This is a genomic window from Actinophytocola glycyrrhizae (assembly GCF_042653545.1).
Taxonomy (GTDB): Bacteria; Actinomycetota; Actinomycetes; order Mycobacteriales; family Pseudonocardiaceae; genus Actinophytocola; species Actinophytocola glycyrrhizae.
This window is the reverse complement of sequence record NZ_JBHSIS010000022.1, coordinates 414,778-437,782: the sequence shown is the minus strand read 5'-3', so window position 1 is coordinate 437,782 and position 23,005 is coordinate 414,778. Positions and strand designations below refer to the sequence as shown.

Sequence of the window (23,005 nt, the reverse complement as noted above, 5' to 3'; positions counted from 1 at the left end):
GGCACGCACTCCGCCACCGGCGGCCGCTTCGTCGTGACTGTGCCCCGGACGCGGGATCCCAGCAGGCATTTCGAACCGGCCGTGATCGCCACCGAAGCGACGGCGTCGTCGGCGGGTGGTTGTGGACAGCCGGAACGGCTGTGGACAACCGCCGCCGGAGGCCGGTTCGGGCCGCCGGAACTGTCGGTGAGCCATGAGAGGCTGGTGACCGGGGGCCGGAGGCCCACGCGAAACGGGCGCCCCGGCCGAAGCCGGGGCGCCCGTTTCGCGTGTGAGATCTACAGTTCGACGTTCGTCGTCGGGTTGTTCGACGAGACCAGGGCCGCGAGGCGGTCGCCGATCGCGAACGTGTTGCCAGGGGACGGGTGGTCGCGGGTCGCGAGGTCGAACGCCACCGACGCCTCGATCCGCCGTGCCGCCTCGTGTTCGCCGAGGTGGTCGAGCAGCAACGCCACCGACAGCACGGCGGCCGTCGGGTCGGCGATGCCCTGGCCCGCGATGTCCGGGGCGCTGCCGTGCACCGGCTCGAACATCGACGGGTTGCGCCTGGTGATGTCGATGTTGCCGCTCGCGGCGAGGCCGATGCCGCCGGTCACCGCCGCCACCAGGTCGGTGAGGATGTCGCCGAACAGGTTGTCGGTGACGATCACGTCGAAGCGGCCGGGGTCGGTCACCATGTGGATGGTCGCCGCGTCGACGTGCTGGTAGTTCACCGTCACGTCGGGGTGCTGGAGCGACACCTCCTCGACCACCCGCGACCACAGCGAACCGGCGTGGGTCAGCACGTTCGTCTTGTGCACCAGCGTGAGGTGCTTGCGTGGCCGGGCGACGGCACGCGCGAACGCGTCCCGCACCACCCGCTCGACGCCGTACGAGGTGTTGACGCTGACCTCGGTGGCGATCTCGTGCGGGGTGTCCTTGCGCAGCAGGCCACCGTTGCCCGCGTACAGACCCTCCGTGCCCTCCCGGATCACGATCATGTCGATCTCACCCGGATTGGCGAGCGGGCTCTGCACACCCGGGTAAAGCCGCGCCGGACGCAGGTTCACGTGGTGGTCGAGCTCGAACCGCAGGCGCAGCAGCAGTCCCCGCTCGAGGATGCCGCTCGGCACCGACGGGTCACCTACCGCGCCGAGAAGGATCGCGTCGTGCTGGCGCAGCTCGCCCAGCACCGACTCCGGAAGCAGCTCGCCGGTCGAGTGCCACCGGGTCGCACCAAGGTCGTACTTGGTGACCTCGACGTCCGGCACCACCTCGTTGAGCACCTTGAGCGCCTCGGCGATCACTTCCGGCCCGATCCCGTCGCCTGGGATCACCGCGAGCCGCATGCACACCTCCCGGAGTATCGGGCTTCTGACAGATTCGTGAAGGTTACCGGGAAGACGTCGGATCACCGGTGCTGGCCACCCGACCGGGTGGTGTCGCGCCGGTGGACATCAGCCGAAATCCACCATGCGGATGATCGTGGCGCGTGCCGTCGCACCGATGGACTCCAGCACAGAGGGGTCGACGGGGCGGTCGACACGCAGGATCATGACCGCGTCCTCGCCACCACTCGTCTGGCTGATCTGTGCGGCCTCGATGTTGATCCCGACCTTGCCGAGCAGCGTGCCGACGACACCCATGACACCGGGCCGGTCCTCGTACTCCAGCAGCAGGTTCACGCCCTCGGCACGCAGGTCGAACGAGCGGCCGTGCACCTCGACGACCTTCTCGATCTGCGCGATGCCGCTGACGGTGCCGCTGACGGTGAGCGTGTCGCCGTCCGGGTAGACGGCGCGCAGCGTGACCAGGCTGCGGTGGTTGGGGCTCTCCGCCACCTTGTCCAGCGTGACGGCGACACCCAGCTCCTCCGCGATCCGGGTCGCGTTGACGAACGTGACCTGGTCCTCGACGACACCGGAGAACACCCCGCGCAGCGCGGCGAGCGACAGCACCGAGACGTCCTCGTTCGACAGCTCGCCGCGGACCTCGATCGCCACCGACGACGGCGGGGTGGACGAGAACGCCGACAGCACGAGCCCGAGCTTCTGGGTGAGGGGCAGGTACGGCCGCACCTCCTCGCCGACCGCGCCACCGGACGCGACGTTCACCGCGTCGGGCACGAAGTCGCCGCGCAGCGCGAGCAGGACGGAACGGGCGACGTCCGTGCCCGCGCGGTCCTGCGCCTCCCCGGTCGACGCGCCCAGGTGCGGCGTGACCACGACGTTCGGCAGACCGAACAGCGGGCTCTCGGTGGTGGGCTCGGTGGAGAACACGTCGACACCGGCACCGCCGATGCGGCCTTCGCGTGCGGCGTCGGCGAGCGCCTGCTCGTCGATCAGCCCACCGCGGGCGGCGTTGACGATGATCACGCCCGGCTTGACCTTCGCGAGCTGGTCGGCGCCGATCAGGCCCTTGGTCTCGGGGGTCTTCGGCAGGTGGATGGAGATGAAGTCGGCGCGGGCGAGCAGCTCGTCGAGCGTGACCAGCTCGACCCCCAGCTGCGCGGCACGGGCGGCGGACGCGTACGGGTCGTAGGCGATCAGCTCGGTGCCGAACGCGGCGATCCGCTGCGCGAACAACTGCCCGATCTTGCCGAGGCCGACGACCCCGACGGTCTTGCCGTTGACCTCGACACCGGAGAACTTGCTGCGCTTCCACTCGTGGTCCTGCAAGGTGGCGTGCGCGGCCGGGATCTGGCGGGCCGTGGCCAAAAGGAGCGCGACCGCGTGCTCCGCGGCGGAGACGATGTTCGAGGTCGGCGCGTTGACGACGAGGACACCGCGGGTGGTCGCGGCCGGGACCTCGACGTTGTCGAGACCGACACCGGCGCGGGCGACGACCTTCAGCCTGGTGGTGGCGGCGAACACCTCGGCGTCCACCTTGGTGGCGGACCGGACCAGAAGCGCGTCCGCCTGCGCGACGGCTTCGAGGAGGGCCGGACGGTCGGTGCCGTCGACGTGTCGGACTTCGACCTCGTCTCCGAACACGTCGAGTACCGAGGGCGCCAGCTTCTCGGCGATGAGGACAACGGGGCGAGGCTGCTGGGTCACGACACGGGCTCCAGGATTGCGCGGTTGCTGGGGGCGCGGTTACAGCGCTGTAACCAACCGAGCGCAGTCTAGGAGGTTCGCTGAATCGTTTCTCCACCTGGTGAGCCAGCCGACAGCGTCAATCACTCGTTCGGGTCGATTCGGGGGGTGTGTCCGGGTCTTGTCCCAGGATGTGGGCTTGTCGCTGCTCGGCGCGCGAGGGTGCGTCCACGTCGTGGGACGAGCGATGGCTGCCTGACCGGGGTTGTCGGTGCTTTCTCGTTGGGCTGTCCGTTGGTTCTGGGTGGTTGCCGCGGGGTTCTTGGTGCTGTTGTCCCACCTGGGCTTCGGGGTGTTTCCCGAGTGTTGGTGTTCGGTGGTGGCGGCGGATTTTACGGGCGGCCCCTCACGTGTCAAGGGCGCCTTCGGCGTCCGGCTTCGCCGGATGGCTTCGCCACCCTTGACACGCGAGCCTCCGCCGCCCCGCAGGGGCCCTTGCGGGCAGGGCTGGCGCCCTGCCACTGGATTGCCCGCCGCCACCACCGAACCTTCTGGGTGGTTCCGTTCGCTTGCGGTGCGTTGGGTGCGGGGTGGTTTGCCCTTTCAGGGCGCCCCGCTGCGCGGGGGCTTCGCCCGCTACGCGGGCTGCGGGGCTTTCGCCCCGCGGGCGGCGCGGCCCGCGTAGCGGCGCCGGTCCTTGATCAACGGAACATTTGGGACACCGGCGGTGTCGTGAATGGGCCATTCAGGGCGCTGGGCGCCGTGAATGTGCCATTGACGGCACGTTCGTATGCCGTCAACGCGCCTTTCGCGGCGTGTCCGCTTCGCGCGCCCGCGTGCCGATCAACGACGCGTTGCGACATCGGCCAATGCCCTGAATGGGCCGTTCAGGGCGCTCAGCGTCCTGAACGCGCCTTTCAGGGCGTCCTGGGGCGGGCGGCGTTACCAGGGTTCGTCGAACTCGCCTGCTTTGGCGCCTTCCACGAAGGCGTCCCACTCCGACTCGGTGAACACCAGGACCGTGTCGTTCGGGCCGGTGAACTTCGAGTTGCGCATGGCGATGTAGGTCTTGCCGTCGGTGTGGGGGACGAACGCGATCTCCACGTACTCGCCGTTCGGATCGGCGTCCGGTTCCGCGGCGCGTTGCCACTCGGCCTTCGTCAGGTCGAGTTTGCCCCGTACGTGCGCCTTGTCGTCAAAGATGGGGGCCGACTCGCGGGTGGTCGGTTCGTCACTCATGGCGACCAAAGTACCCGGTGGCCACCTGTGCGGTGGCCACCGGGCGCTCGACGATCAGGCGGTTTCCGTGATCGGGCGGTCGACCCACGACATGAGGCCGCGCAGCTTCTTGCCGACCTCCTCGATCGGGTGCTGCTCGCCCTGCTCCACCAGCTTCTGGAAGTTGGGGCGGCCCGCCTGGTCCTCGCCGACCCATTCCTTCGCGAAGGTGCCGTCCTGGATCTCGCCCAGGATCTTGCGCATCTCCTCGCGGGTGGCGTCCGTGATGACGCGGGGGCCCCTCGTCACGTCGCCGAACTCCGCGGTGTCGGAGATCGAGTACCGCATGCGGGCGATGCCGCCCTCGTACATGAGGTCGACGATCAGCTTCAGCTCGTGCAGGCACTCGAAGTACGCCACCTCGGGTGCGTAGCCCGCGTTCACCAGCGTCTCGAAGCCGGCCTGCACCAGCGCCGTGGTGCCACCGCACAGCACCACCTGCTCGCCGAACAGGTCGGTCTCGGTCTCCTCCTTGAACGTCGTCTTGATGACGCCCGCCCGCGAACCGCCGATGCCCTTGGCGTACGCCAGCGCCAGCGCCTGTGCCGAGCCGGACGCGTCCTGCTCCACCGCGATGAGGCACGGCACGCCCTTGCCGTCCACGAACTGGCGGCGCACGAGGTGGCCGGGGCCCTTCGGCGCGACCATCGCCACGTCCACGTTCGACGGCGGGGTGATCAGGCCGTAGCGGATGTTGAAGCCGTGCCCAAAGAACAGCGCGTCGCCGTCCTTGAGGTTCGGGGCGATCTCCTCCGCGTAGATGGCCGCCTGCTTGGTGTCCGGCGCGAGGATCATGATCACGTCGGCCCAGGCGCTGGCCTCCGCGACCGTCTGGACGGTCAGGCCCTCCTCCTCGGCCTTCGCCCGTGACTTCGAGGACTCCGGCAGTCCGATCCGGACCTCGACGCCGGAGTCGCGCAGGGACAGCGCGTGCGCGTGGCCCTGGCTGCCGTAACCGACGACGGCGACCCGCCGGTTCTGGATGATCGAGAGGTCCGCGTCGTCGTCGTAGAAGATCTCGACTGCCATGCTGGTGTGTACTTCCTTCCTCAAAGAATCTCGGGAAAACTAGCGGACGCCGGTGGCGGTGATGGAGCGCGGGCCACGGCCGATCGCGACCCGGCCGGACTGCACCATCTCCCGCACCCCGTAGGGCTCCAGCATCCGCAGCAGCGCCTCGAGCTTGTCCTCGGTGCCGGTCGCCTCGACCGTCAGCGCCTCCGGGGACACGTCGACCACCTTGGCGCGGAACAACTGCACGGTCTCCAGCACCTGCGTGCGCACCGTGGCGTCCGCGCGGACCTTCACGAGCAGCAGCTCACGCTGCACCGACACCTGGGGGTCGAGTTCGACGATCTTGATGACGTTCACGAGCTTGTTGAGCTGTTTGGTCACCTGTTCGAGTGGCAGCTCGTCCACCGCGACGACGATGGTCATGCGGGAGACGTCGGCGTGCTCGGTGGGGCCCACCGCGAGCGACTCGATGTTGAAGCCACGCCGGGAGAACAGGCCCGCGACGCGTGCGAGGACACCCGGCTTGTTCTCGACGAGAACCGAAAGAGTGTGTGTGCTCATCGTGTATCAGTCCTCGTCGAACAGGGGGCGGATGCCGCGTGCCGCCATGATCTCGTCGTTGCCGGTGCCCGCGGCGACCATCGGCCACACCTGTGCGTCCTTGCCGACCACGAAGTCGATCACCACCGGGCGGTCGTTGATCTCCATCGCGCGCTGGATCACCGTGTCCACGTCCTCTTTGGACTCACAGCGTAGCCCCGCGCAGCCCAGCGCCTCCGCGAGCAGTGTGAAGTCCGGGATGCGGTGCTTGTGCGTGCCGAGGTCGGTCTGCGAGTAGCGCTCCGAGTAGAAGAGGTTCTGCCACTGCCGCACCATGCCCAGGTTGCCGTTGTTGATCACGGCGACCTTGATCGGCGCGCCCTCGATGGCGCACGTGGCCAGCTCCTGGTTGGTCATCTGGAAGCAGCCGTCGCCGTCGATCGCCCAGACCACCTTGTCCGGCATGCCGAACTTGGCGCCCATGGCGGCGGGCACCGCGTACCCCATGGTGCCAAGACCACCCGAGTTGAGCCAGGTCGCCGGGTTCTCGTACTTGATGAACTGCGCCGCCCACATCTGGTGCTGGCCGACGCCCGCCGTGTAGACGGCGTCGGGGCCCGCGATCCTGCCGATCCGCTCGATGACGTACTGCGGCGACAGCGCGCCGTCGTCCGGCCACTCGTAGCCGAGCGGGAACGTGTCGCGCCACGAGTCGAGCTGCTGCCACCACCTGGCCAGGTCGGCCCGCTTGGCGCCGTCGGCCTGCTCGGTGCGCACCGCGGCGATCAGCTCCGCGATGATCTCCTTGCAGTCACCCACGATCGGCACGTCGGCGCGGCGGTTCTTCGAGATCTCCGCCGGGTCGATGTCGGCGTGCACCACCTGCGCGTCCGGCGCGAACGTGGAGAGCTGGCCGGTGACCCGGTCGTCGAACCGGGCGCCGAGCGCGATCAGCAGGTCGGAGCGCTGCATGGCGGCCACCGCGGCGACCGAGCCGTGCATGCCCGGCATGCCGAGGTGCTGGCGGTGGGAGTCGGGGAAGGCGCCCTTGGCCATCAGCGTGGTGACCACCGGGATGCCGGTCAGCTCGGCCAGTTCCTTCAGCTCGGCCGAGGCCTGCGCCTTCAGCACGCCGCCGCCGACGTAGAACACCGGCCGCTTCGCGGCGGTGATCAGCTTCGCCGCCTCCCGCACCTGCTTGCCGTGCGGCCGGGTCGTCGGCTTGTAGCCGGGCAGCCGCATCTCGGGCGGCCACGAGAAGGAGGTGGCCTCCTGCAGCACGTCCTTGGGGATGTCCACGAGCACCGGACCGGGGCGGCCGGTGCTCGCGATGTGGAACGCCTCCGCGATCGTCCTCGGGATGTCCGCGGGGTCGGTCACGAGGAAGTTGTGCTTGGTGACGGGCAGCGTGATGCCGCAGATGTCCGCTTCCTGGAACGCGTCGGTGCCGATGAGCGCCCTGGACTGCTGACCGGTGATCGCGACGACCGGGACGGAGTCCATGTTGGCGTCGGCGAGCGGCGTGACGAGGTTCGTGGCGCCCGGCCCTGAGGTCGCCATGCAGACCCCGACCTTGCCGGTGGCCTGCGCGTACCCGGTGGCCGCGTGGCCCGCGCCCTGCTCGTGACGGACGAGGACGTGCCGGACCTTCGTCGAGTCCAGGAGCGGGTCGTAGGCGGGCAGGATGGTGCCGCCCGGAATGCCGAACACCACCTCGACGCCTACCGCCTCGAGCGACCGGACGAGCGACTGGGCGCCGGTCACGCGGACCGGGGTGCCGGTCGGTGGGGCTGGTTTGGGTCGGGGGCCCGCGGGGCGGGCCCCGGGGGTCGCGGCGGCCGGGGTCGGCCGCTGTGTCGCACTGGTCATCGGCTTCAGCCTCTTGTCGGGGTCTCTACCAGGCTCTCAGGTGGTCTCTACACACGAAAAAACCCCCGTCGACCACATGGGCCGTACGAGGGTCGCGCGTTCGACGCAGCTGACTTCCTCAGCGTCGAACGCGCTGGGGAAGTACGAGACCGGTCTGCTGGGGCACGCTTGCAGACGTTAGTGCGATCGGTCTAGGGCGTCAACTCTGCGGGATTGTGATCTCGGATGCTGAAACGGTCGGCGGGTCGCCTCGCAGGTGCCGGGCCGTGGCACCATGTACGACGTGACCGTTCCGCAGCTGCCGTCACGGCTCGTGTTCAGGATTCCGTCCACGGCCGTGCTGGGTGCGCTGCTGTTCGCCGTCACCGCCACGCCGTTCGCGTGGGCCGCGCCGGGGCTGTACCTCGTCTACGTGGTTCCTGTCGTCGCCATCGTGTGGGTCCTGCGGGTCCGCACCACCGCCGACGGCGAGAAGCTCGTGGCGCGGACCCTGTTCGGCAGGCACGTGCTGCCGTGGACCGACGTGCGCGCGCTGAAGCTGTCGGAACGGTCCTGGGTACGTGCCGTCGACGAGGCCGGGAAGGAACTCCCGCTGCCCAACGTCCGCACCCGCCACCTCCCCGCCCTGTCGCTGATCAGCGGCGGGCGGCTGGACGATCCCACCGAGGCGCCCGAGCAGACTCCCGAGGAGGAGTCCGGGGAGCCCCGGGAAGAAGCCAAAGCTGAATAGAAGTTGGAGGAGCCGTGCCTGAGCTCCGTTCCCGCGTCACCACCCACGGCCGCAACGCCGCCGGCGCCAGGGCGCTGTGGCGTGCCACCGGCATGACCGACAGCGACTTCGGCAAGCCGATCGTGGCCATCGCGAACTCCTACACGCAGTTCGTGCCCGGCCACGTGCACCTGCGTGACCTCGGCGACATCGTGGCCGAGGCGATCAGCGCGGCCGGCGGCACCGCGCGGGAGTTCCACACGATCGCGGTCGACGACGGCATCGCCATGGGTCACGGCGGGATGCTGTACTCGCTGCCGTCGCGGGAGGTCATCGCGGACGCGGTCGAGTACATGGTCAACGGCCACGCCGCGGACGCGCTCGTGTGCATCTCGAACTGCGACAAGATCACCCCGGGCATGCTGAACGCCGCCATGCGGCTCAACATCCCGACCGTGTTCGTGTCGGGTGGGCCGATGGAGGCGGGCAAGGCGGTCGTCGTCGACGGCGTCGCGCACCCCTCGTCCGACCTCATCACCGCGATCTCGGCGTCGGCGAACGACAAGGTCGACGAGCTCGGGCTGTCGGCTGTGGAGCAGTCGGCGTGCCCGACCTGCGGGTCGTGCTCCGGCATGTTCACCGCCAACTCGATGAACTGCCTGACCGAGGCGCTTGGTCTCGCGCTGCCGGGCAACGGGTCGACGCTGGCCACCCACGAGTTCCGCCGCGCGCTGTTCGAGCGGGCCGGGACGACGGTCATGGAGCTGGCGACCCGGTACTACCGCGACGACGACCACTCGGTGCTGCCGCGCTCGATCGCGACCCGCGCGGCGTTCGAGAACGCGATGGCGCTGGACATGGCGATGGGCGGGTCCACCAACACGGTGCTGCACATCCTCGCCGCCGCCCGCGAGGGCGAGGTCGACTTCACCCTCGCCGACATCGACGCGATCTCCCGGCGCGTGCCGTGCCTGTCGAAGGTGTCGCCGAACTCGGACTACCACATGGAGGACGTGCACCGGGCGGGCGGCATCCCGGCGATCCTCGGCGAGCTGTGGCGCGGCGGGAAGCTGCACGAGGACGTGCACACGATCCACTCGCCGTCGATGGCACAGTGGCTCGGCGAGTGGGACATCCGCGCGGAGTCGCCGTCACAGGAGGCGGTGGAGCTGTTCCACGCTGCGCCGGGCGGGGTGCGCACGACGAAGGCGTTCTCGACGGCGAACCGGTGGACGTCGCTGGACACCGACGCCGCCGGTGGCTGCATCCGCGACGTCGGGCACGCGTACACGGCCGAGGGCGGTCTCGCGGTGCTGCGCGGCAACCTGGCCGAGGACGGCGCGATCATCAAGGCGGCCGGGATCGACGAGGAGCTGTTCCGCTTCGAGGGACCCGCGCGGGTCGTGGAGAGCCAGGAGCAGGCGGTGTCGGCGATCCTGGGCAAGCAGATCCAGCCCGGTGAGGTGCTGGTCGTGCGGTACGAGGGGCCCGCGGGCGGGCCGGGCATGCAGGAGATGCTGCACCCGACCGCGTTCCTGAAGGGCGCGGGCCTCGGCAAGAAGTGCGCGCTGATCACCGACGGCCGGTTCTCCGGCGGGTCGTCGGGCCTGTCGGTGGGCCACATCTCCCCGGAGGCCGCGGGCGGCGGCACGATCGGTCTGGTGGAGAACGGCGACCGGATCCTGATCGACGTGCACGAGCGGCGCCTCGAGCTGCTGGTCTCGCCGGAGGTCCTCGCCGACCGCCGGGCGAAGATGGAGTCGAGCGAGCGGCCGTGGCAGCCGGTGGACCGGCAGCGCCCGGTCACGGCGGCACTGCGCGCCTACGCGCGCCTGGCGACGGACGCCTCGCAGGGCGCCGTCCGCGACGTCAACCGCTGACCAGCCCTCTGAGCGGGGCTGGTGCTGGCTTCTTGTGGTTCGTCCGCGCCCGGACTCCGGGGTGGGTCGGCTGCGGTTGGCGTTGTGGGTTTGTCCTCGCCGGACGGGCAGGTCTCGGGGGTGGCGGAGGGGCATGTCGGCTGCGGTTGGGTTCGGGTCTGCCTGCCATCCCGTCGACCTCCCTACGGGCTATCACACCGCGCCAAGGGGGGCCGATTCTTGCCTGTGGTGATTCGGGCTTCTGGCCCCCCTTGACACGGTGCGATCGGGCGCTGCCAGGTCGACGGGATGGCAGGGAGCCCCTTGTGGTGGGCTTGCGCCACATCGGGGCTGCGTCGGGGTGAAGCCCCGCTTCACGGGTCGGGCGCGGAGCGCCCCGGCTTTGGTGCTGTGAAAGGCGCGTTGACGGCATTCGGGATGCCGTCAACGGGCCATTCACGGCGCTCAACGCCGTCAATGTGCCTTTGACGGCACCGGTTGTGCCGTGAACGCGCCTTTCACGGCATCGGCCCAGCCCCGTCGGGCGCCCGCAGGGGGTGTGGGTGTTGTGCCTGATGACGGGTCCGTACGCCAAAGCCACTTCACATGATCTTCACGGAATCAATCGCCTAGCGGGGTGGATTGCCCGGGCGCCGCGGCGAGGACAACCGAGGCTAGGCGGGCTCGGTGCCGTGCCAGATGACGCGGGCGGAGACCCGGTCATGGCGGCCGAAGCGGCGCAGCACGTGCTCCGGCTTGGTGCCCAGGTGCACGCCGCCGTCCAGGCCGATCACGTCCACGTGGTCGGCGTACGCCAGGCCCCAGCCCACCACCCGCGCGTCCACCCGCTCCCCGTACTCCTCGACCACCGCGAACAGCCGGGGCGCCGTGTCGGCCACCAGCTCCGCCAGCAGGGTCTCGAACTCCTCCGGGCCGCACATCGGCGGCAGGTCCGTGCTCATCGGCAACCTCCTCGTTCTCGTTGAGGAAACCGTGTGACTAGACGTCTCACAATTCACGTCACCCGATTGTGCGATGTCGTGTACACGCCATGTGCACCAAGATGACGTCATGGCTCCCCGACGTGATCCCTCCCCCTTGCGCTGGCTGATCGGTGTCGAGCTGGGCCGATATCGGGAGGCGACCGGGTTGTCGCTGTCCGATGTCGCCGAGCGGACCGGGATGTCGCGGGCCAAGGTCGGGCACCTGGAGACCGGGTTCCAGCAGCAGGACCCCGAGGACATCGCCACCCTGCTCGCGCTGTACGAGGTGGAGCCCCACGGCGTCGAACGGCTCACGGCGTTGACCACCTGTGCCGACCGGACGACCTGGTGGGCGCCGTGGGCGCACGTCCTGCCCGACTGGCTCAAGACCTTCGTCGGCCTGGAGGGGCTCGCCGAGGCCGAGTTCATCTTCGAGCCGATGATCGTGCCCGGGCTCCTGCAGACCGCCGAGTACGCCACTGCGATCACCGCCGAGACACCGCGTGTCCGGCCGGACCACGGCGAGCGGGTGGTCAGCTTCCGACTCGCCCGCGCCAACCGGCTCGCCGACAAGGAGCGGCCACTGCGCCTGCACGCGGTGATAGGCGAAGCAGCGTTGCGGTTGGCGGTCGGTACTCCCGAGATGCGCCGCGCCCAGTTCGAGCACCTGGTCGCGATGGCCAAGCTGCCGAACGTGACCATCCAGATCATCCGTCCCGAGGACGGCTTCCACACCGCGATGAGCGGCCGGTTCGCCATGCTCGACTTCGAGCAGGCACGGCCGATCGTCTGCTCCGAACTGCATGACGGTGCGGTCTACTTGCAGGACCAGGAGCAGGTTCGTTCTTATAAGCTGTCCTCGGAGAACTTGCAGCAAGTCGCGCTCGGCCCAGAAAGATCCGTCGCGCTGCTGCGATCGATGAGCGAGTAGCCACGGAGGCGCGCCATGGCCAGCCCACTCCCGACCGGTCTCGCCTGGCGCAAGAGCAGCTTCAGCTCGGACAACGGAATGTGTGTCGAGATCGCGAACCTGCCAGCCGATTTCGCGTGGCGCAAGAGCAGCCGCAGCACCGACAACGGAGCCTGTGTCGAGGTGGCCGACCTGCGTGCCGACCTCGTCGCCGTCCGGGACAGCAAGCGGCCCGACGCCGGGCACCTGGTGCTCCCCCGACGGGCGCTGCTCGCGGTCGTCGACAGCTAGCACACCCGCCTGGCGCCTTCCTAGGCGTCCCACCATGCGGATGACGGTGGACCACCACGTGGACGCGTGGCACGCTGAAGCCATGTCCGCTGTTACCGAACTCCTCCTCGTGGCACGTCGCCACGTGGACTTCGTTCGGGTTTCCAGCGCGATCTGCCGGCGGTAACCCGCCGCCGCCGTTTTCTGTTCGTACGCCGGCGCCCGGGTGCGCCGGCACAGCCTTCGGGTGGGGTCGGCGCGCGCGAGCGCCCAGACCCCCGGAGGTCGGTCGGGTGTCGTCATCTCCCACCACGAAACGCCAGAAGCGCGGTGAGGGGCAGTGGGCGCTCGGATACCGCGAGCCGCTGAACCCCAACGAGCGCAGCAAGAAGGACGACAACCCGCTCAACGTCCGTGCCCGCATCGAGAACATCTACGCCCACACGGGCTTCGCCGGGATCGACCCCGGTGACCTGCGCGGACGGTTCCGCTGGTACGGCCTCTACACCCAGCGCAAGCCCGGCATCGACGGCGGGCGCACCGCCACGCTCGAACCGGAGGAGCTGGACGACGAGTTCTTCATGCTCCGCGTCCGGATCGACGGCGGCGCGGTCACGACCGAGCAGCTGCGGGTCATCGGCGAGGTCTCCCGCGATTACGCCCGCGACACCGCCGACATCACCGACCGGCAGAACATCCAGTACCACTGGATCCGCGTCGAGGACATGCCGGCGATCTGGCGCAAGCTGGAGGACGCGGGCCTCACCACCATGGAGGCGTGCGGCGACAGCCCACGGGTGATCCTCGGCTCACCCGTGGCGGGCATCGCCAAGGACGAGGTGCTCGACGGCACCCCCGCGATCGACGAGATCAAACGCCGGTACGTCGGCGATCCCCAGTTCGCCAACCTGCCGCGCAAGTTCAAGACCGCGATCTCCGGGCTGCCGGACGTGGCACACGAGGTGCACGACGTCGCGTTCGTCGGCGTCGACCACCCCGAGCACGGACCCGGTTTCGACGTGTGGGTCGGCGGCGGGCTGTCCACGAACCCGATGATCGGCCAGCGCCTCGGCACGTGGATCCCCTTGGACGACGTGCCGGAAGTGTGGGCGGGGGTGATCGGCATCTTCCGCGACTACGGCTACCGGCGGCTGCGCCACCGCGCGCGCATCAAGTTCCTCGTCAAGGACTGGGGTGCCGCGAAGTTCCGCGAGATCCTCGAAACCGAGTACCTGAAGCGGCCGCTCTCCGACGGACCCGCACCCGACGTGCCGGACGTGCCGCGCGACCACATCGGCGTGCACCAGCAGAAGGACGGCAACTTCTACCTCGGCGCCGCGCCCATCGCGGGCCGCGTGTCCGGCACCACGCTCCTCGCGGTCGCCGACGCCGCGGAGAAGGCGGGCTCGTACCGGGTGCGGTTCACCCCGCAGCAGAAGCTGATCGTGCTCGACGTCGCCGAGTCCGAAGTGGACGGGTTGCGGACCACGCTCGCGGGGCTGGGGCTGCAGACGGACCCGTCGCCGTGGCGGCGCGGGGTGATGGCGTGCACCGGCATCGAGTTCTGCAAGCTCGCGATCGTCGAGACCAAGGCCAGGGCCGTGGACCTGGTGGGCAGGCTCGAGGACCGGCTCAAGGACATCACCGGTGACGTGACCACACCGATCAGCGTGCACATCAACGGCTGCCCCAACTCCTGCGCCCGCATCCAGACCGCGGACATCGGGCTGAAGGGCCAGATCGTCACCGACGACGACGGCAACCAGGTCGAGGGCTTCCAGGTGCACCTCGGCGGGGGGCTCGGCCTCGACGCCGGGTTCGGCCGCAAGCTGCGCGGCCACAAGGTGACCGCGCAGGAGCTGTCCGACTACGTGGAGCGCGTCGTACGCAACTACGTGGCCGACCGCAAACCGGACGAGCGCTTCGCGCAGTGGGTCGCGCGTGCCGAGGAGGCGGACCTCAAGTGACCGAGCGAGCGACCCCCTTCCACTGCCCCTACTGCGGCGACGAGGACCTGCGCCCGCAGGAGGAACCCCACGCGGCATGGCTGTGCGGCGGCTGCCGCCGCGTGTTCACCGTCAAGTTCGTGGGCCTGAACCTTGCTGGACCGACAGCGCAGCGGGAAGAGGTGACCCGGTGACCACCACCACCGACCTCCAGAAGGTCGCGGAGCAGGCACAGGAGGAGCTCGCCGGCGCGACCGCGGCGGAAGCCCTCGCGTGGACCGCGGCGACGTTCGGCGACAACTTCATCGTCGCGTCCAACATGCAGGACGCGGTGCTGATCGACCTGGCGGTCAAGGCGAAGCCGGATGTCGATGTCCTGTTCCTGGAAACCGGCTACCACTTCGCCGAGACCATCGGCACCCGCGACGCGGTCGAGCTGACCTACCCGTCGGTGCGGATCGTCGACGCGGCCGCCGCGCAGTCGGTCGCCGACCAGGAGGCCGAGTTCGGCCTGCTGAACAAGACCGACCCGACGAAGTGCTGCTTTTTGCGCAAGGTGGTGCCGCTGCGGGACACCCTCGCGCGCTACGACGCGTGGGTGACCGGCGTGCGCCGGGTCGACGCGCCGACCCGCGCGGACACGCCCATCGTGCAGTGGGACGACCGCAACGGCCTCGTGAAGGTCAACCCGATCGCGCCGTGGACCGACGACGAGTTCACCGGCTACATCGCCGAGCACGGCATCCTCGAGAACCCCCTCGTGTCCGAGGGTTACCTGTCGATCGGCTGTGCGCCGTGCACCGCGAAACCACTGCCGGGCCAGGACGCCCGCAGCGGCCGCTGGGCCGGCCTCGCCAAGACCGAATGCGGGTTGCACGGATGAGCGAGCTTGCGAGCGAAACGTCGCTGCCGACCGCCACCATCGAACCGCCGCCCACCCTGGACGCCCTGGGGCGCCTGGAATCCGAGGCCGTCCACATCATGCGTGAGGTCGCGGGCGAGTTCGACCGGCCGGTGATCCTGTTCTCCGGCGGCAAGGACTCCACGCTGCTGCTGCACCTCGCGGTGAAGGCGTTCTGGCCGGCGCCCGTGCCGTTCCCGTTGCTGCACGTGGACACCGGGCACAACTTCGACGAGGTCATCGACTTCCGCGACCGGGTCGTCGAGCGGTACGGGCTGCGGCTGGTCGTCGCGAAGGTCCAGGACTGGATCGACGACGGCCGCCTCACCGAACGACCCGACGGCACCCGCAACCCGCTGCAGACCGTTCCCCTGCTGGACACCATCACGGAGAACAGGTTCGACGCGGTGTTCGGCGGCGGGCGCCGCGACGAGGAGCGGGCGCGGGCGAAGGAGCGGATCTTCAGCCTCCGCAACAGCTTCGGCCAGTGGGAGCCGCGCAGGCAGCGCCCAGAGCTGTGGAACCTCTACAACGGGCGGCACCGGCCGGGCGAGCACGTGCGGGTGTTCCCGCTGTCGAACTGGACCGAGCTGGACGTGTGGCGCTACATCCAGCGGGAGAACATCGAGCTGCCGGACATCTACTACGCGCACGAGCGCGAGGTCTACCAGCGCGACGGCATGTGGCTCGCGGAAGGCCCGTGGGGCGGACCACGTGCCGGGGAGACGAAGGTGCGCAGGACGGTCCGGTACCGCACGGTCGGCGACGGCTCGTGCACCGGTGCCGTCGAGTCCGTCGCGACGACCCTCGACGAGGTGATCGCGGAGGTCGCCGCGTCGCGGCTCACCGAGCGCGGCGCGACCCGCGCGGACGACCGGCTTTCCGAAGCCGCCATGGAAGATCGCAAGAGGGAAGGCTACTTCTGATGAGCGAGCTCGCGAGCGAACCATCGGTACCGAGGCTGCTCGGAGCGTGCGAGGAGCGGCCGTCATGAGTGATCTCCTGCGCCTGGCAACGGCGGGCAGCGTCGACGACGGCAAGTCCACGCTCGTCGGGCGGCTGCTGTACGACACGAAGTCCGTGCTGGCCGACCAGCTCGACGCCGTGCAGCGCGCGAGCGTCGACAGGGGACTGTCCACCCCGGACCTGTCGTTGCTGGTCGACGGCCTGCGCTCGGAGCGGGAGCAGGGCATCACGATCGACGTGGCGTACCGCTACTTCGCCACCGACAAGCGGACGTTCGTGCTCGCCGACACCCCCGGCCACGTGCAGTACACCCGCAACACCGTCACCGGCGCGTCCACCGCCGAGCTGGCGATCCTGCTGGTGGACGCCCGCAAAGGGGTGATCGAGCAGACCCGCCGCCACGCCGCGGTCCTCGCGCTGCTGGGCGTGCCGCGGCTGGTGCTGGCGGTCAACAAGATCGACCTCGTCGACTACGACGAGGGCACGTTCCAGGTGATCGCCAAGGAGTTCACGGCACACGCGACATCACTCGGCTACCCGGCGGGCGCGGTGCTCGCGATCCCGGTCTCCGCGCTGGGTGGCGACAACGTGGTCGAGCACTCGGCGCACACGCCGTGGTACACGGGCCCGACGCTGCTCGACCACCTGGAGACGGTGCCGGTCGAGCAGGACCCGCACACCGCGCCGTTCCGTTTCCCCGTGCAGTACGTGATCCGGCCGCGCACGCCGGAGCACCCGGACTACCGCGGCTACGCGGGCCAGGTCGCGGCGGGCACGGTCCGCCCGGGCGACGAGGTCGTCGTGCTGCCCGCCGGGGTGCGGACCACCGTCGAACGCGTCGACACCCCGGACGGCGAGCTGCCCGAGGCGGTCGCGGGCCGCTCGGTGACGCTGCTGCTCGCCGACGACGTCGACATCTCGCGCGGTGACGTGATCGCGGCCGCGACCGAACCGCCGGAGCTGACCGACGAGCTGTCCGCGACGCTCGCGTGGCTGGCCGACAAACCGTTGCGGCACAACCAGAAGGTGCTGGTCAAGTCCGGCGCGAAGACCGTCCGGGCCGTGGTCACCGAGTTGCGCACACGCTTCGACGAACAGAAGCTCGCCACCCACGACGATCCGGAAACGCTGTCGCTCAACGAGATCGGCCAGGTGTCGCTGCGCACGGCGGAGCCACTCCCGGTCGACGGCTACACGAGCCGGGGCCGGACCGGCGCCTTCCTGGTGATCGACCCGGCCGACGGCACGACGCTCGCCGCTGGGCTGGTCGGGGCTCCGCTTCCCCTGCTGGACAGGAACTAGGAAGGAACCCGGTGCGCACTCGTCTTCTCGTCGCCACGGTCGCCGCGCTGTCGCTGCTCGCGGCGTGCACGCGTGCCGACCGCGGCGACGAGGCGGAGAGCGCACAGGACCAGGGCCCCGCGGCGGAACTGCGGCTCGGCTACCTCCCGAACCTCACCCACGCGCCCGCGCTGGTCGGCCTGGCGAAAGGGCTGTTCGAGAAGGAGCTCGGCGACACCAGGCTCGTCCAGCAGGAGTTCAACGCGGGTCCCACCGAGGTGGCCGCGCTGCTCGGCGGCTCGCTCGACATCGGCTTCGTCGGGACGGGCCCGGCCATCAACGCCTACGCCAAGTCCCACGGCGAGGCGGTGCGGCTGATCTCGGGTGTCACCTCCGGCGGTGCGCAGCTCGTGGTGCGGCCGGACATCACGAAGCCGGCGGACCTCGCCGGGAAGACCGTCGTCGCCCCGCAACTGGGCAACACGCAGGACGTCGCGCTGAAGAAGTGGCTGGCGGACAACGACCTCACCGACCGGGTCGACGTCGCCAACATGGAGAACGCGCGGACGCTGAGCGCGTTCCGGAACGACGACGTGCAGGCGGCCTGGCTGCCCGAACCGTGGTCCTCGCAGCTCGTGCTCGACGCGGGCGCGACGGTGCTGCTCGACGAGAAGGAGCTGTGGCCGGGCGGCCGGTTCCCCACCACCGTCGTGATCGTGCGGACCCAGTTCCTGTACGAGCACCCGGCCACCGTGCGCGCGTTCCTGCGCGGCCTGGTCGCGTCGATCGACTACGCAGGCGAGAACGAGGCCGACGCGCGGACCGCGGTCAACGCGCGGCTCGCGGCGCTGACCGGCAAGGCGCTGGCGCCCGAGGTGATCGAGCGGGCCTGGTCGAACAGCACGCTCACGTTCGACCCGATCGCGGGTGAGTTCTCCCGGCTCGCCCGGGACCAGGTGACCGCGGGCATCGTCGAGCGGGCACCCGAGGTGGCCGGTTTCGCTGACCTGACCGAACTGAACGCCGTGCTCAAGCAAGCAGGCAGGCCCGCGGTCGACGCGGGCGGCCTGGCCGAGAAGTAGGGAAGGCAACCAATGACCGCGACGCTCGACATCGGTGTGCAGACCGGCCACGCTGTGCGTCTTTCCGGCGTGGGCAAGACGTTCGGGCAGGGCAGGCGTGCGGTCACCGCCCTCGACGGGGTCGACCTGGAGGTCGCGCCCGGCGAGTTCGTGTGCCTGCTCGGCGCGTCCGGGTGCGGCAAGACGACCGTGCTGAACCTGGTGGCGGGGCTGGACGCGCCATCGACGGGTGCGATCGAGCTGAACGCGTCGCGGCCCGCGGTCATGTTCCAGGAGGCCGCGCTGATGCCGTGGCTCACCGCGGCCCGCAACGTCGAGCTGCCGCTGCGGCTCAACGGCGTCGGGCGTGCCGAACGCCGTGCCCGCGCCGGTGAGCTGCTGGAGCTGGTCCGCCTGTCCGGCGTCGGCGACAAGCGCCCGCACGAGCTGTCCGGCGGCATGCGCCAGCGCGTGGCACTCGCGCGGGCGCTGGCGTCCGCAGTGGACGGTGGCGCGAACTCGTTGCTGCTCATGGACGAACCGTTCTCCGCGCTCGACGCCATCACCCGCGACGTGCTGCAGTCGGAGCTGGTGCGGATCTGGCGCGCCACCGGCACCGCGGTCCTGTTCGTCACGCACGACGTGCGCGAGGCCGTGCGGCTCGGGCAGCGCGTGGTGCTGCTGTCGTCGCGGCCCGGCCGGGTCGTGCAGGAGTGGCACGTCGGCGACCTGTCCCCTGCCGCGCAGGCGACCGCCGTTGACGAGATCAACACCCGTCTGCACGAGGTGATCAGCACCCATGCGTGAGGGTCCCGTCGAGACCGTCGACGACGACACCGCGTCCGTCGGCGCCGGTCTCGACGCGCTCGACACCCCGAGTGCGGGTAACACCCGCGGCCGGACCCGCGGGATCCTGGGCCAGGTGCTGCCACCGGTCGTCGCGCTGGTGGCGATCCTCGCGATCTGGCAGGCGCTGTGGGCAGCCGCCTTCTGGCCCGAGTACCAACTGCCCGCGCCCGCGGCCGTGTGGACGCGGATCTGGGACAGCGTCGCCAGCGGCGACATCCTCGGGTTCCTGTGGATCTCGGTGCACCGCGCCGTGCTCGGCTTCCTGGTCGCGGTCGTCGCCGCCGTCCCGCTCGGGCTGCTGATCGCGAACTTCACGCTGGTACGGCGCGGGATCGGGCCGATCGTGTCGGGTCTGCAGAGCCTCCCGTCGGTGGCGTGGGTGCCCGCCGCGGTGCTGTGGTTCGGGCTGACCGACGCGTCGATCTACTTCGTGGTGCTGCTCGGCGCGGTCCCGTCGATCGCGAACGGGCTCGTGTCCGGCATGGACCAGATCCCGCCGATCCTCCCCCGCGTCGGCAAGGTGCTGGGCGCGGGCAGGCTGGCGTCCGCGCGGCACATCCTGCTGCCCGCGGCGCTGCCGGGTTTCCTCGGTGGTCTCAAGCAGGGGTGGGCGTTCTCGTGGCGGTCGCTGATGGCCGCGGAGCTGATCGCGACGTCCCCGCAGCTCGGGGTCGGGCTCGGGCAGTTCCTGCACAACGGGATGTCGCTGTCGGACATGTCGATGGTGATGGCCGCGATCATCCTCATTCTCTTCGTGGGCATCGGCATCGAACTGCTGGTGTTCCGTCCGCTGGAGCGGGCCGTGTTGCGTGCCCGCGGACTGAACGGATCGCTGTAGATGGCCGTGTCGGACTGTTCGCTCCGCTCCTCCGCTCAGCCGCCGTCGTCCCTCCTGCGCGCGCGGACCGCACTGGTCACTCCAGACGGCGCCCGCTCGATCGCCGCTGCTCACGCACCGCTCGTCGCCGTCGCGCACGGCAGCCGCGACCCGCGTTCCGCCGCGTCGATCGCGGCGCTGCTGGACGTCCTGCGTGCCGCCGAGCCGGGGCTGGACGTCCGCGCCGCGTTCCTCGACCTGTCCGCGCCCCGGCTGCCCGACGTCCTGTCGGGCATCGCGGCGCAGGGGCACCGGGAGGCGGTGGTCGTGCCGCTGCTGCTCGGGTCGGCGTTCCACGCGCGAGTCGACCTGCCCACGCTGGTCGGACAGGCGCACGCCCGGTTCCCGCGCCTGTCCGTCTCGGTGTCGGACGTGCTCGGCCCGGACGAGCGGCTCGCCGAGGTGGCGCTGCGCCGGGTGGTGGCCGCCGGTGCGCGGTTGGACGACCCGTCGCTCGGGATCGTGCTGGCGGGCGCCGGTTCCTCGCACGCCCCAGCCAACGACGCGGTGGCCGCGGTGGCGGCGTCGTGGGCGCGGCGGTTCCCGGTCGCGGGGGTGCGGGCGGCGTTCGCGTCGACGGCCGACCCGGACGTGCCGGCCGCGGTGGCGGCGCTGCGCGCGTCGGGTGCGCGGCGGATCGCGGTCGCGTCGTGGTTCCTGGCCCCCGGCAGGCTGCCCGACCGGGTCGCGGCGCTGGCCGGGGACGCGGCGGTGGCCGAGCCGCTGGGTGACGCGCCGGAGCTCGCGTCGCTGATCGTGGACCGCTACTTCGACGTCGCGGCGGTCACCGCTGCTTGACCTGGGGTTACTCCGCCCAGTCCGACCCGGTTCGACCATTGGGTGGCGCGCGATCCGCAGTCGCGTGTGCACATTCGGTAACCGTGAAGGGTTGACGTGATCGCTACCCGGCAGTAGACAAGGAAGTGCCCAGGGCATCACCGGTACCGGAAACACTTACCCTGCAACGTTTCCCGAGGTGAGGACAATGAGGTTCACCCTGCTCAGGACCGGCGTGGCCGTCGCGGCGGCGGTCGCGGCGTCCGTGGTGCTCGCACCGACCGCGTCGGCGGCCACCGACATCGTCTTCGACTGCGAGGCAGACACCCCGCTCGGCGCGGAGAACTTGACACTGAACCAGACGGTCGACGCCACAGCCCCCGCGTCGGTCGCCCCCGGCGGCGCCCTCGACATCGTGGTCGACCCGGCACCGAACCAGGTCCCGTCCGAGGCGGCGGGCTACACGGTCAAGAACGTCCACACGTTCACACTGAAGGTCCCGGTCCCGGCCAACGCGACGCTGACCGGCGTGGACCTGACGGGTGGCTCCGGCCTCGGCAGCGACCCGACGTGGACGGAGTCCGGCGGTGTGGTCACCGTGACCTTCACGGGCCCGATCGCGGGCGGCGCCACGTTCGAGTTGCCGACCATCACAGCGCACCTGACGGCGGGGGCTTCAGGTGCCATCGAGTCGACCCTGTACGGCACCGGCTACGACAACCCCGGCCTGACGTTCACCGCGGTCGTCGGCACGTTCATCGGCAACATCTCGGCGCCGACGTCGTGCTTCCCCAACCCCAACCCGGTACTCACGTCTACCACCATCGGCTGACCGGGCGCGGATGAGAAAGACGGTCCCCTGCAACGGCGCAGGGGACCGTTCTCGTCGCAGACTTCGCAGGTGAGCCGGGCGGGCACCCCGGGCGAGTACGAGTACATCCAGATCAGGTACACAGCGGACCGTTGAGGGACAGGGTTTCCGCCACTGTCCCGAACGGCACCATGAGGACGTTCAGCCGGTTCCACCGATAAACCAGGGCTCGGTTTCCGGTGGATTTGGGCGCCTGGTGCCTGGGTCGTGTCCTGAAAGGCACCACGCACCGCATGCCGGAACAACGCGCAAGATCATCGGCGAATCCAGGTTGAACGTCCCGGCACGACATCAGCCATGCCCTTCTGGATCGTCGCCCAAGCATCGCCCACACCGGATCCCGGCTGATCTTCCGGGGAGATCAACTTACGTTGTCCTTTTTTTGTCAACTATTTCCGGACACCTTTCACCTATGCTCGGACCGCACCAACATCCGGGTCGAAGGGGCGGCGGCACGCGGTGTCCGACTACGAATTCGATGTCTTCATCAGTTATCGCCGCGAGGGCAATCCCTACAAATGGGTACGTAACCACTTCCACCCGCGTTTGACGGACCACCTGGCCGACCATCTCCGCGACGAACCGAGGGTGTTCCTCGACGAGGGCATGGAGATCGGCAGCGTCTGGCCGGACCGGCTCGAGGAAGCACTGAACCGCACCAGGATTCTCGTGCCGGTGTTCTCCCCGCAGTACTTCCGGTCGCGGTGGTGCCTCGCGGAATGGCACAGCATGGCCGAGCGGGAGAAGATGCTCGGCCGGTCCGGACTGATCTACCCGGTGTTGTTCTCCGACTCCGACAACTTCCCCAGCTTCGCCCAGGAAAGATCGTGGCGGGACCTGAAGAAGTGGAACCACCCCGATCCGGTGTTCCAGCAGACCGTGCGGTGGATCGATTTCCTGCAGGAGATCGAGGACGTCGCCATCGAACTGGCTCAGCGGCTTGAGAAGGTGCCCCCGTGGGAACCGGGCTGGCCCGTGCAACGACCGGACCCACCGATGCCCGGCATGACGCCGGTGCCGAGGTTCTGAC

The 23,005-nt window shown here is 69.9% G+C and carries 23 protein-coding genes; 16 read left to right on the top strand and 7 right to left on the bottom strand.

Annotation, left to right across the window (positions count from 1 at the left end):
* Positions 1-278: 278 nt before the first annotated feature.
* From ACFPCV_RS33095 to ACFPCV_RS33070, 6 genes are all read right to left on the bottom strand, one after another.
* Complete coding sequence (locus ACFPCV_RS33095) at positions 279-1,328, bottom strand: 3-isopropylmalate dehydrogenase (protein ID WP_378060814.1); 1,050 nt, start codon at positions 1,326-1,328, stop codon at positions 279-281.
* A gap of 108 nt (positions 1,329-1,436) precedes the next feature.
* On the bottom strand, positions 1,437-3,035 hold the full coding sequence (gene serA, locus ACFPCV_RS33090) for a phosphoglycerate dehydrogenase (protein WP_378060812.1): 1,599 nt from the start codon (positions 3,033-3,035) through the stop codon (positions 1,437-1,439).
* Positions 3,036-3,956: 921 nt separating this feature from the next.
* Positions 3,957-4,253 (bottom strand): DUF397 domain-containing protein, encoded by a 297-nt coding sequence (locus ACFPCV_RS33085; protein ID WP_378060810.1) that lies wholly within the window; start codon positions 4,251-4,253, stop codon positions 3,957-3,959.
* 54 nt (positions 4,254-4,307) lie between these two features.
* Positions 4,308-5,321 carry a ketol-acid reductoisomerase gene (gene ilvC, locus ACFPCV_RS33080; protein ID WP_378060808.1) on the bottom strand — a complete coding sequence of 338 codons (1,014 nt, stop codon included), beginning with the start codon at positions 5,319-5,321 and terminating at the stop codon, positions 4,308-4,310.
* A 39-nt stretch (positions 5,322-5,360) separates the two neighbouring features.
* Entirely contained in the window at positions 5,361-5,867 is a 507-nt protein-coding gene (gene ilvN, locus ACFPCV_RS33075) for an acetolactate synthase small subunit (protein ID WP_184808912.1), read from the bottom strand.
* Positions 5,868-5,873: 6 nt separating this feature from the next.
* Positions 5,874-7,715, bottom strand: a complete 1,842-nt coding sequence (locus tag ACFPCV_RS33070; protein ID WP_378060805.1) for an acetolactate synthase large subunit — start codon at positions 7,713-7,715, stop codon at positions 5,874-5,876.
* Between the two features lie 283 nt (positions 7,716-7,998).
* On the opposite strand from ACFPCV_RS33070, the gene ACFPCV_RS33065 reads away from it, so the two are divergent.
* Together ACFPCV_RS33065 and ilvD are read left to right on the top strand one after the other, a co-directional pair.
* Positions 7,999-8,445, top strand: coding sequence for a PH domain-containing protein (locus tag ACFPCV_RS33065; protein WP_378060803.1), 447 nt, complete (start codon positions 7,999-8,001; stop codon positions 8,443-8,445).
* Positions 8,446-8,459: 14 nt separating this feature from the next.
* On the top strand, positions 8,460-10,304 hold the full coding sequence (gene ilvD, locus ACFPCV_RS33060; protein ID WP_378060801.1) for a dihydroxy-acid dehydratase: 1,845 nt from the start codon (positions 8,460-8,462) through the stop codon (positions 10,302-10,304).
* 653 nt (positions 10,305-10,957) lie between these two features.
* On the opposite strand, the gene ACFPCV_RS33055 is transcribed toward ilvD, so the two are convergent.
* Positions 10,958-11,245, bottom strand: a complete 288-nt coding sequence (locus tag ACFPCV_RS33055) for a hypothetical protein (protein ID WP_378060798.1) — start codon at positions 11,243-11,245, stop codon at positions 10,958-10,960.
* Positions 11,246-11,354: 109 nt separating this feature from the next.
* On the opposite strand from ACFPCV_RS33055, the gene ACFPCV_RS33050 reads away from it, so the two are divergent.
* The 14 genes from ACFPCV_RS33050 (at position 11,355) to ACFPCV_RS32985 (ending at position 23,004) form a co-directional block, all read left to right on the top strand.
* Complete coding sequence (locus tag ACFPCV_RS33050; protein ID WP_378060797.1) at positions 11,355-12,197, top strand: helix-turn-helix domain-containing protein; 843 nt, start codon at positions 11,355-11,357, stop codon at positions 12,195-12,197.
* A gap of 15 nt (positions 12,198-12,212) precedes the next feature.
* Positions 12,213-12,467 (top strand): DUF397 domain-containing protein, encoded by a 255-nt coding sequence (locus tag ACFPCV_RS33045; protein ID WP_378060796.1) that lies wholly within the window; start codon positions 12,213-12,215, stop codon positions 12,465-12,467.
* A gap of 34 nt (positions 12,468-12,501) precedes the next feature.
* A complete protein-coding gene (locus ACFPCV_RS33040) occupies positions 12,502-12,633 on the top strand; it encodes a putative leader peptide (protein ID WP_378060794.1) in 132 nt (43 codons plus the stop codon).
* A gap of 106 nt (positions 12,634-12,739) precedes the next feature.
* On the top strand, positions 12,740-14,413 hold the full coding sequence (locus ACFPCV_RS33035; RefSeq protein WP_378060792.1) for a nitrite/sulfite reductase: 1,674 nt from the start codon (positions 12,740-12,742) through the stop codon (positions 14,411-14,413).
* A complete protein-coding gene (locus ACFPCV_RS33030; RefSeq protein WP_378060790.1) occupies positions 14,410-14,586 on the top strand; it encodes an Insertion element protein in 177 nt (58 codons plus the stop codon). Before ACFPCV_RS33035 ends, ACFPCV_RS33030 begins: the two co-directional genes overlap by 4 nt.
* The gene (locus ACFPCV_RS33025) at positions 14,583-15,275 is read left to right on the top strand and encodes a phosphoadenylyl-sulfate reductase (protein WP_378060788.1); all 693 of its coding nucleotides are present in this window, start codon (positions 14,583-14,585) and stop codon (positions 15,273-15,275) included. The genes ACFPCV_RS33030 and ACFPCV_RS33025 overlap by 4 nt, the downstream gene beginning before the upstream one ends.
* Positions 15,272-16,219, top strand: a complete 948-nt coding sequence (gene cysD / locus ACFPCV_RS33020) for a sulfate adenylyltransferase subunit CysD (RefSeq protein WP_378060786.1) — start codon at positions 15,272-15,274, stop codon at positions 16,217-16,219. Before ACFPCV_RS33025 ends, cysD begins: the two co-directional genes overlap by 4 nt.
* A 64-nt stretch (positions 16,220-16,283) precedes the next feature.
* Positions 16,284-17,561, top strand: a complete 1,278-nt coding sequence (locus tag ACFPCV_RS33015) for a sulfate adenylyltransferase subunit 1 (protein ID WP_378060784.1) — start codon at positions 16,284-16,286, stop codon at positions 17,559-17,561.
* Between the two features lie 11 nt (positions 17,562-17,572).
* Positions 17,573-18,622, top strand: coding sequence for an ABC transporter substrate-binding protein (locus ACFPCV_RS33010; protein WP_378060782.1), 1,050 nt, complete (start codon positions 17,573-17,575; stop codon positions 18,620-18,622).
* 12 nt (positions 18,623-18,634) lie between these two features.
* Positions 18,635-19,408: an ABC transporter ATP-binding protein gene (locus ACFPCV_RS33005; RefSeq protein ID WP_378060780.1), complete on the top strand. Its 774-nt coding sequence runs from the start codon at positions 18,635-18,637 to the stop codon at positions 19,406-19,408.
* On the top strand, positions 19,401-20,288 hold the full coding sequence (locus ACFPCV_RS33000; RefSeq protein ID WP_378060778.1) for an ABC transporter permease: 888 nt from the start codon (positions 19,401-19,403) through the stop codon (positions 20,286-20,288). Before ACFPCV_RS33005 ends, ACFPCV_RS33000 begins: the two co-directional genes overlap by 8 nt.
* A complete protein-coding gene (locus ACFPCV_RS32995; protein ID WP_378060776.1) occupies positions 20,289-21,125 on the top strand; it encodes a sirohydrochlorin chelatase in 837 nt (278 codons plus the stop codon). It begins immediately after the preceding gene.
* Positions 21,126-21,312: 187 nt separating this feature from the next.
* Positions 21,313-21,936: a cyclase gene (locus tag ACFPCV_RS32990; protein WP_378060774.1), complete on the top strand. Its 624-nt coding sequence runs from the start codon at positions 21,313-21,315 to the stop codon at positions 21,934-21,936.
* Positions 21,937-22,434: 498 nt separating this feature from the next.
* Positions 22,435-23,004, top strand: a complete 570-nt coding sequence (locus ACFPCV_RS32985) for a toll/interleukin-1 receptor domain-containing protein (protein ID WP_378060772.1) — start codon at positions 22,435-22,437, stop codon at positions 23,002-23,004.
* Position 23,005 lies beyond the last annotated feature (1 nt).

Excerpts from the sequence above, each read along its gene's own strand:
- ACFPCV_RS33095 (WP_378060814.1), bottom strand. The coding sequence starts at position 1,328 with ATGCGGCTCGCGGTGATCCCAGGCGACGGGATCGGGCCGGAAGTGATC.
- ACFPCV_RS33085 (WP_378060810.1), bottom strand. The coding sequence starts at position 4,253 with ATGAGTGACGAACCGACCACCCGCGAGTCGGCCCCCATCTTTGACGAC.
- ilvC (WP_378060808.1), bottom strand. The coding sequence starts at position 5,321 with ATGGCAGTCGAGATCTTCTACGACGACGACGCGGACCTCTCGATCATC.
- ilvN (WP_184808912.1), bottom strand. The coding sequence starts at position 5,867 with ATGAGCACACACACTCTTTCGGTTCTCGTCGAGAACAAGCCGGGTGTC.
- ACFPCV_RS33070 (WP_378060805.1), bottom strand. The coding sequence starts at position 7,715 with ATGACCAGTGCGACACAGCGGCCGACCCCGGCCGCCGCGACCCCCGGG.
- ACFPCV_RS33055 (WP_378060798.1), bottom strand. The coding sequence starts at position 11,245 with ATGAGCACGGACCTGCCGCCGATGTGCGGCCCGGAGGAGTTCGAGACC.
- ACFPCV_RS33050 (WP_378060797.1), top strand. The coding sequence starts at position 11,355 with ATGGCTCCCCGACGTGATCCCTCCCCCTTGCGCTGGCTGATCGGTGTC.
- ACFPCV_RS33045 (WP_378060796.1), top strand. The coding sequence starts at position 12,213 with ATGGCCAGCCCACTCCCGACCGGTCTCGCCTGGCGCAAGAGCAGCTTC.
- ACFPCV_RS33040 (WP_378060794.1), top strand. The coding sequence starts at position 12,502 with ATGCGGATGACGGTGGACCACCACGTGGACGCGTGGCACGCTGAAGCC.
- cysD (WP_378060786.1), top strand. The coding sequence starts at position 15,272 with ATGAGCGAGCTTGCGAGCGAAACGTCGCTGCCGACCGCCACCATCGAA.
- ACFPCV_RS33015 (WP_378060784.1), top strand. The coding sequence starts at position 16,284 with ATGAGTGATCTCCTGCGCCTGGCAACGGCGGGCAGCGTCGACGACGGC.
- ACFPCV_RS33005 (WP_378060780.1), top strand. The coding sequence starts at position 18,635 with ATGACCGCGACGCTCGACATCGGTGTGCAGACCGGCCACGCTGTGCGT.
- ACFPCV_RS33000 (WP_378060778.1), top strand. The coding sequence starts at position 19,401 with ATGCGTGAGGGTCCCGTCGAGACCGTCGACGACGACACCGCGTCCGTC.
- ACFPCV_RS32995 (WP_378060776.1), top strand. The coding sequence starts at position 20,289 with ATGGCCGTGTCGGACTGTTCGCTCCGCTCCTCCGCTCAGCCGCCGTCG.
- ACFPCV_RS32990 (WP_378060774.1), top strand. The coding sequence starts at position 21,313 with ATGAGGTTCACCCTGCTCAGGACCGGCGTGGCCGTCGCGGCGGCGGTC.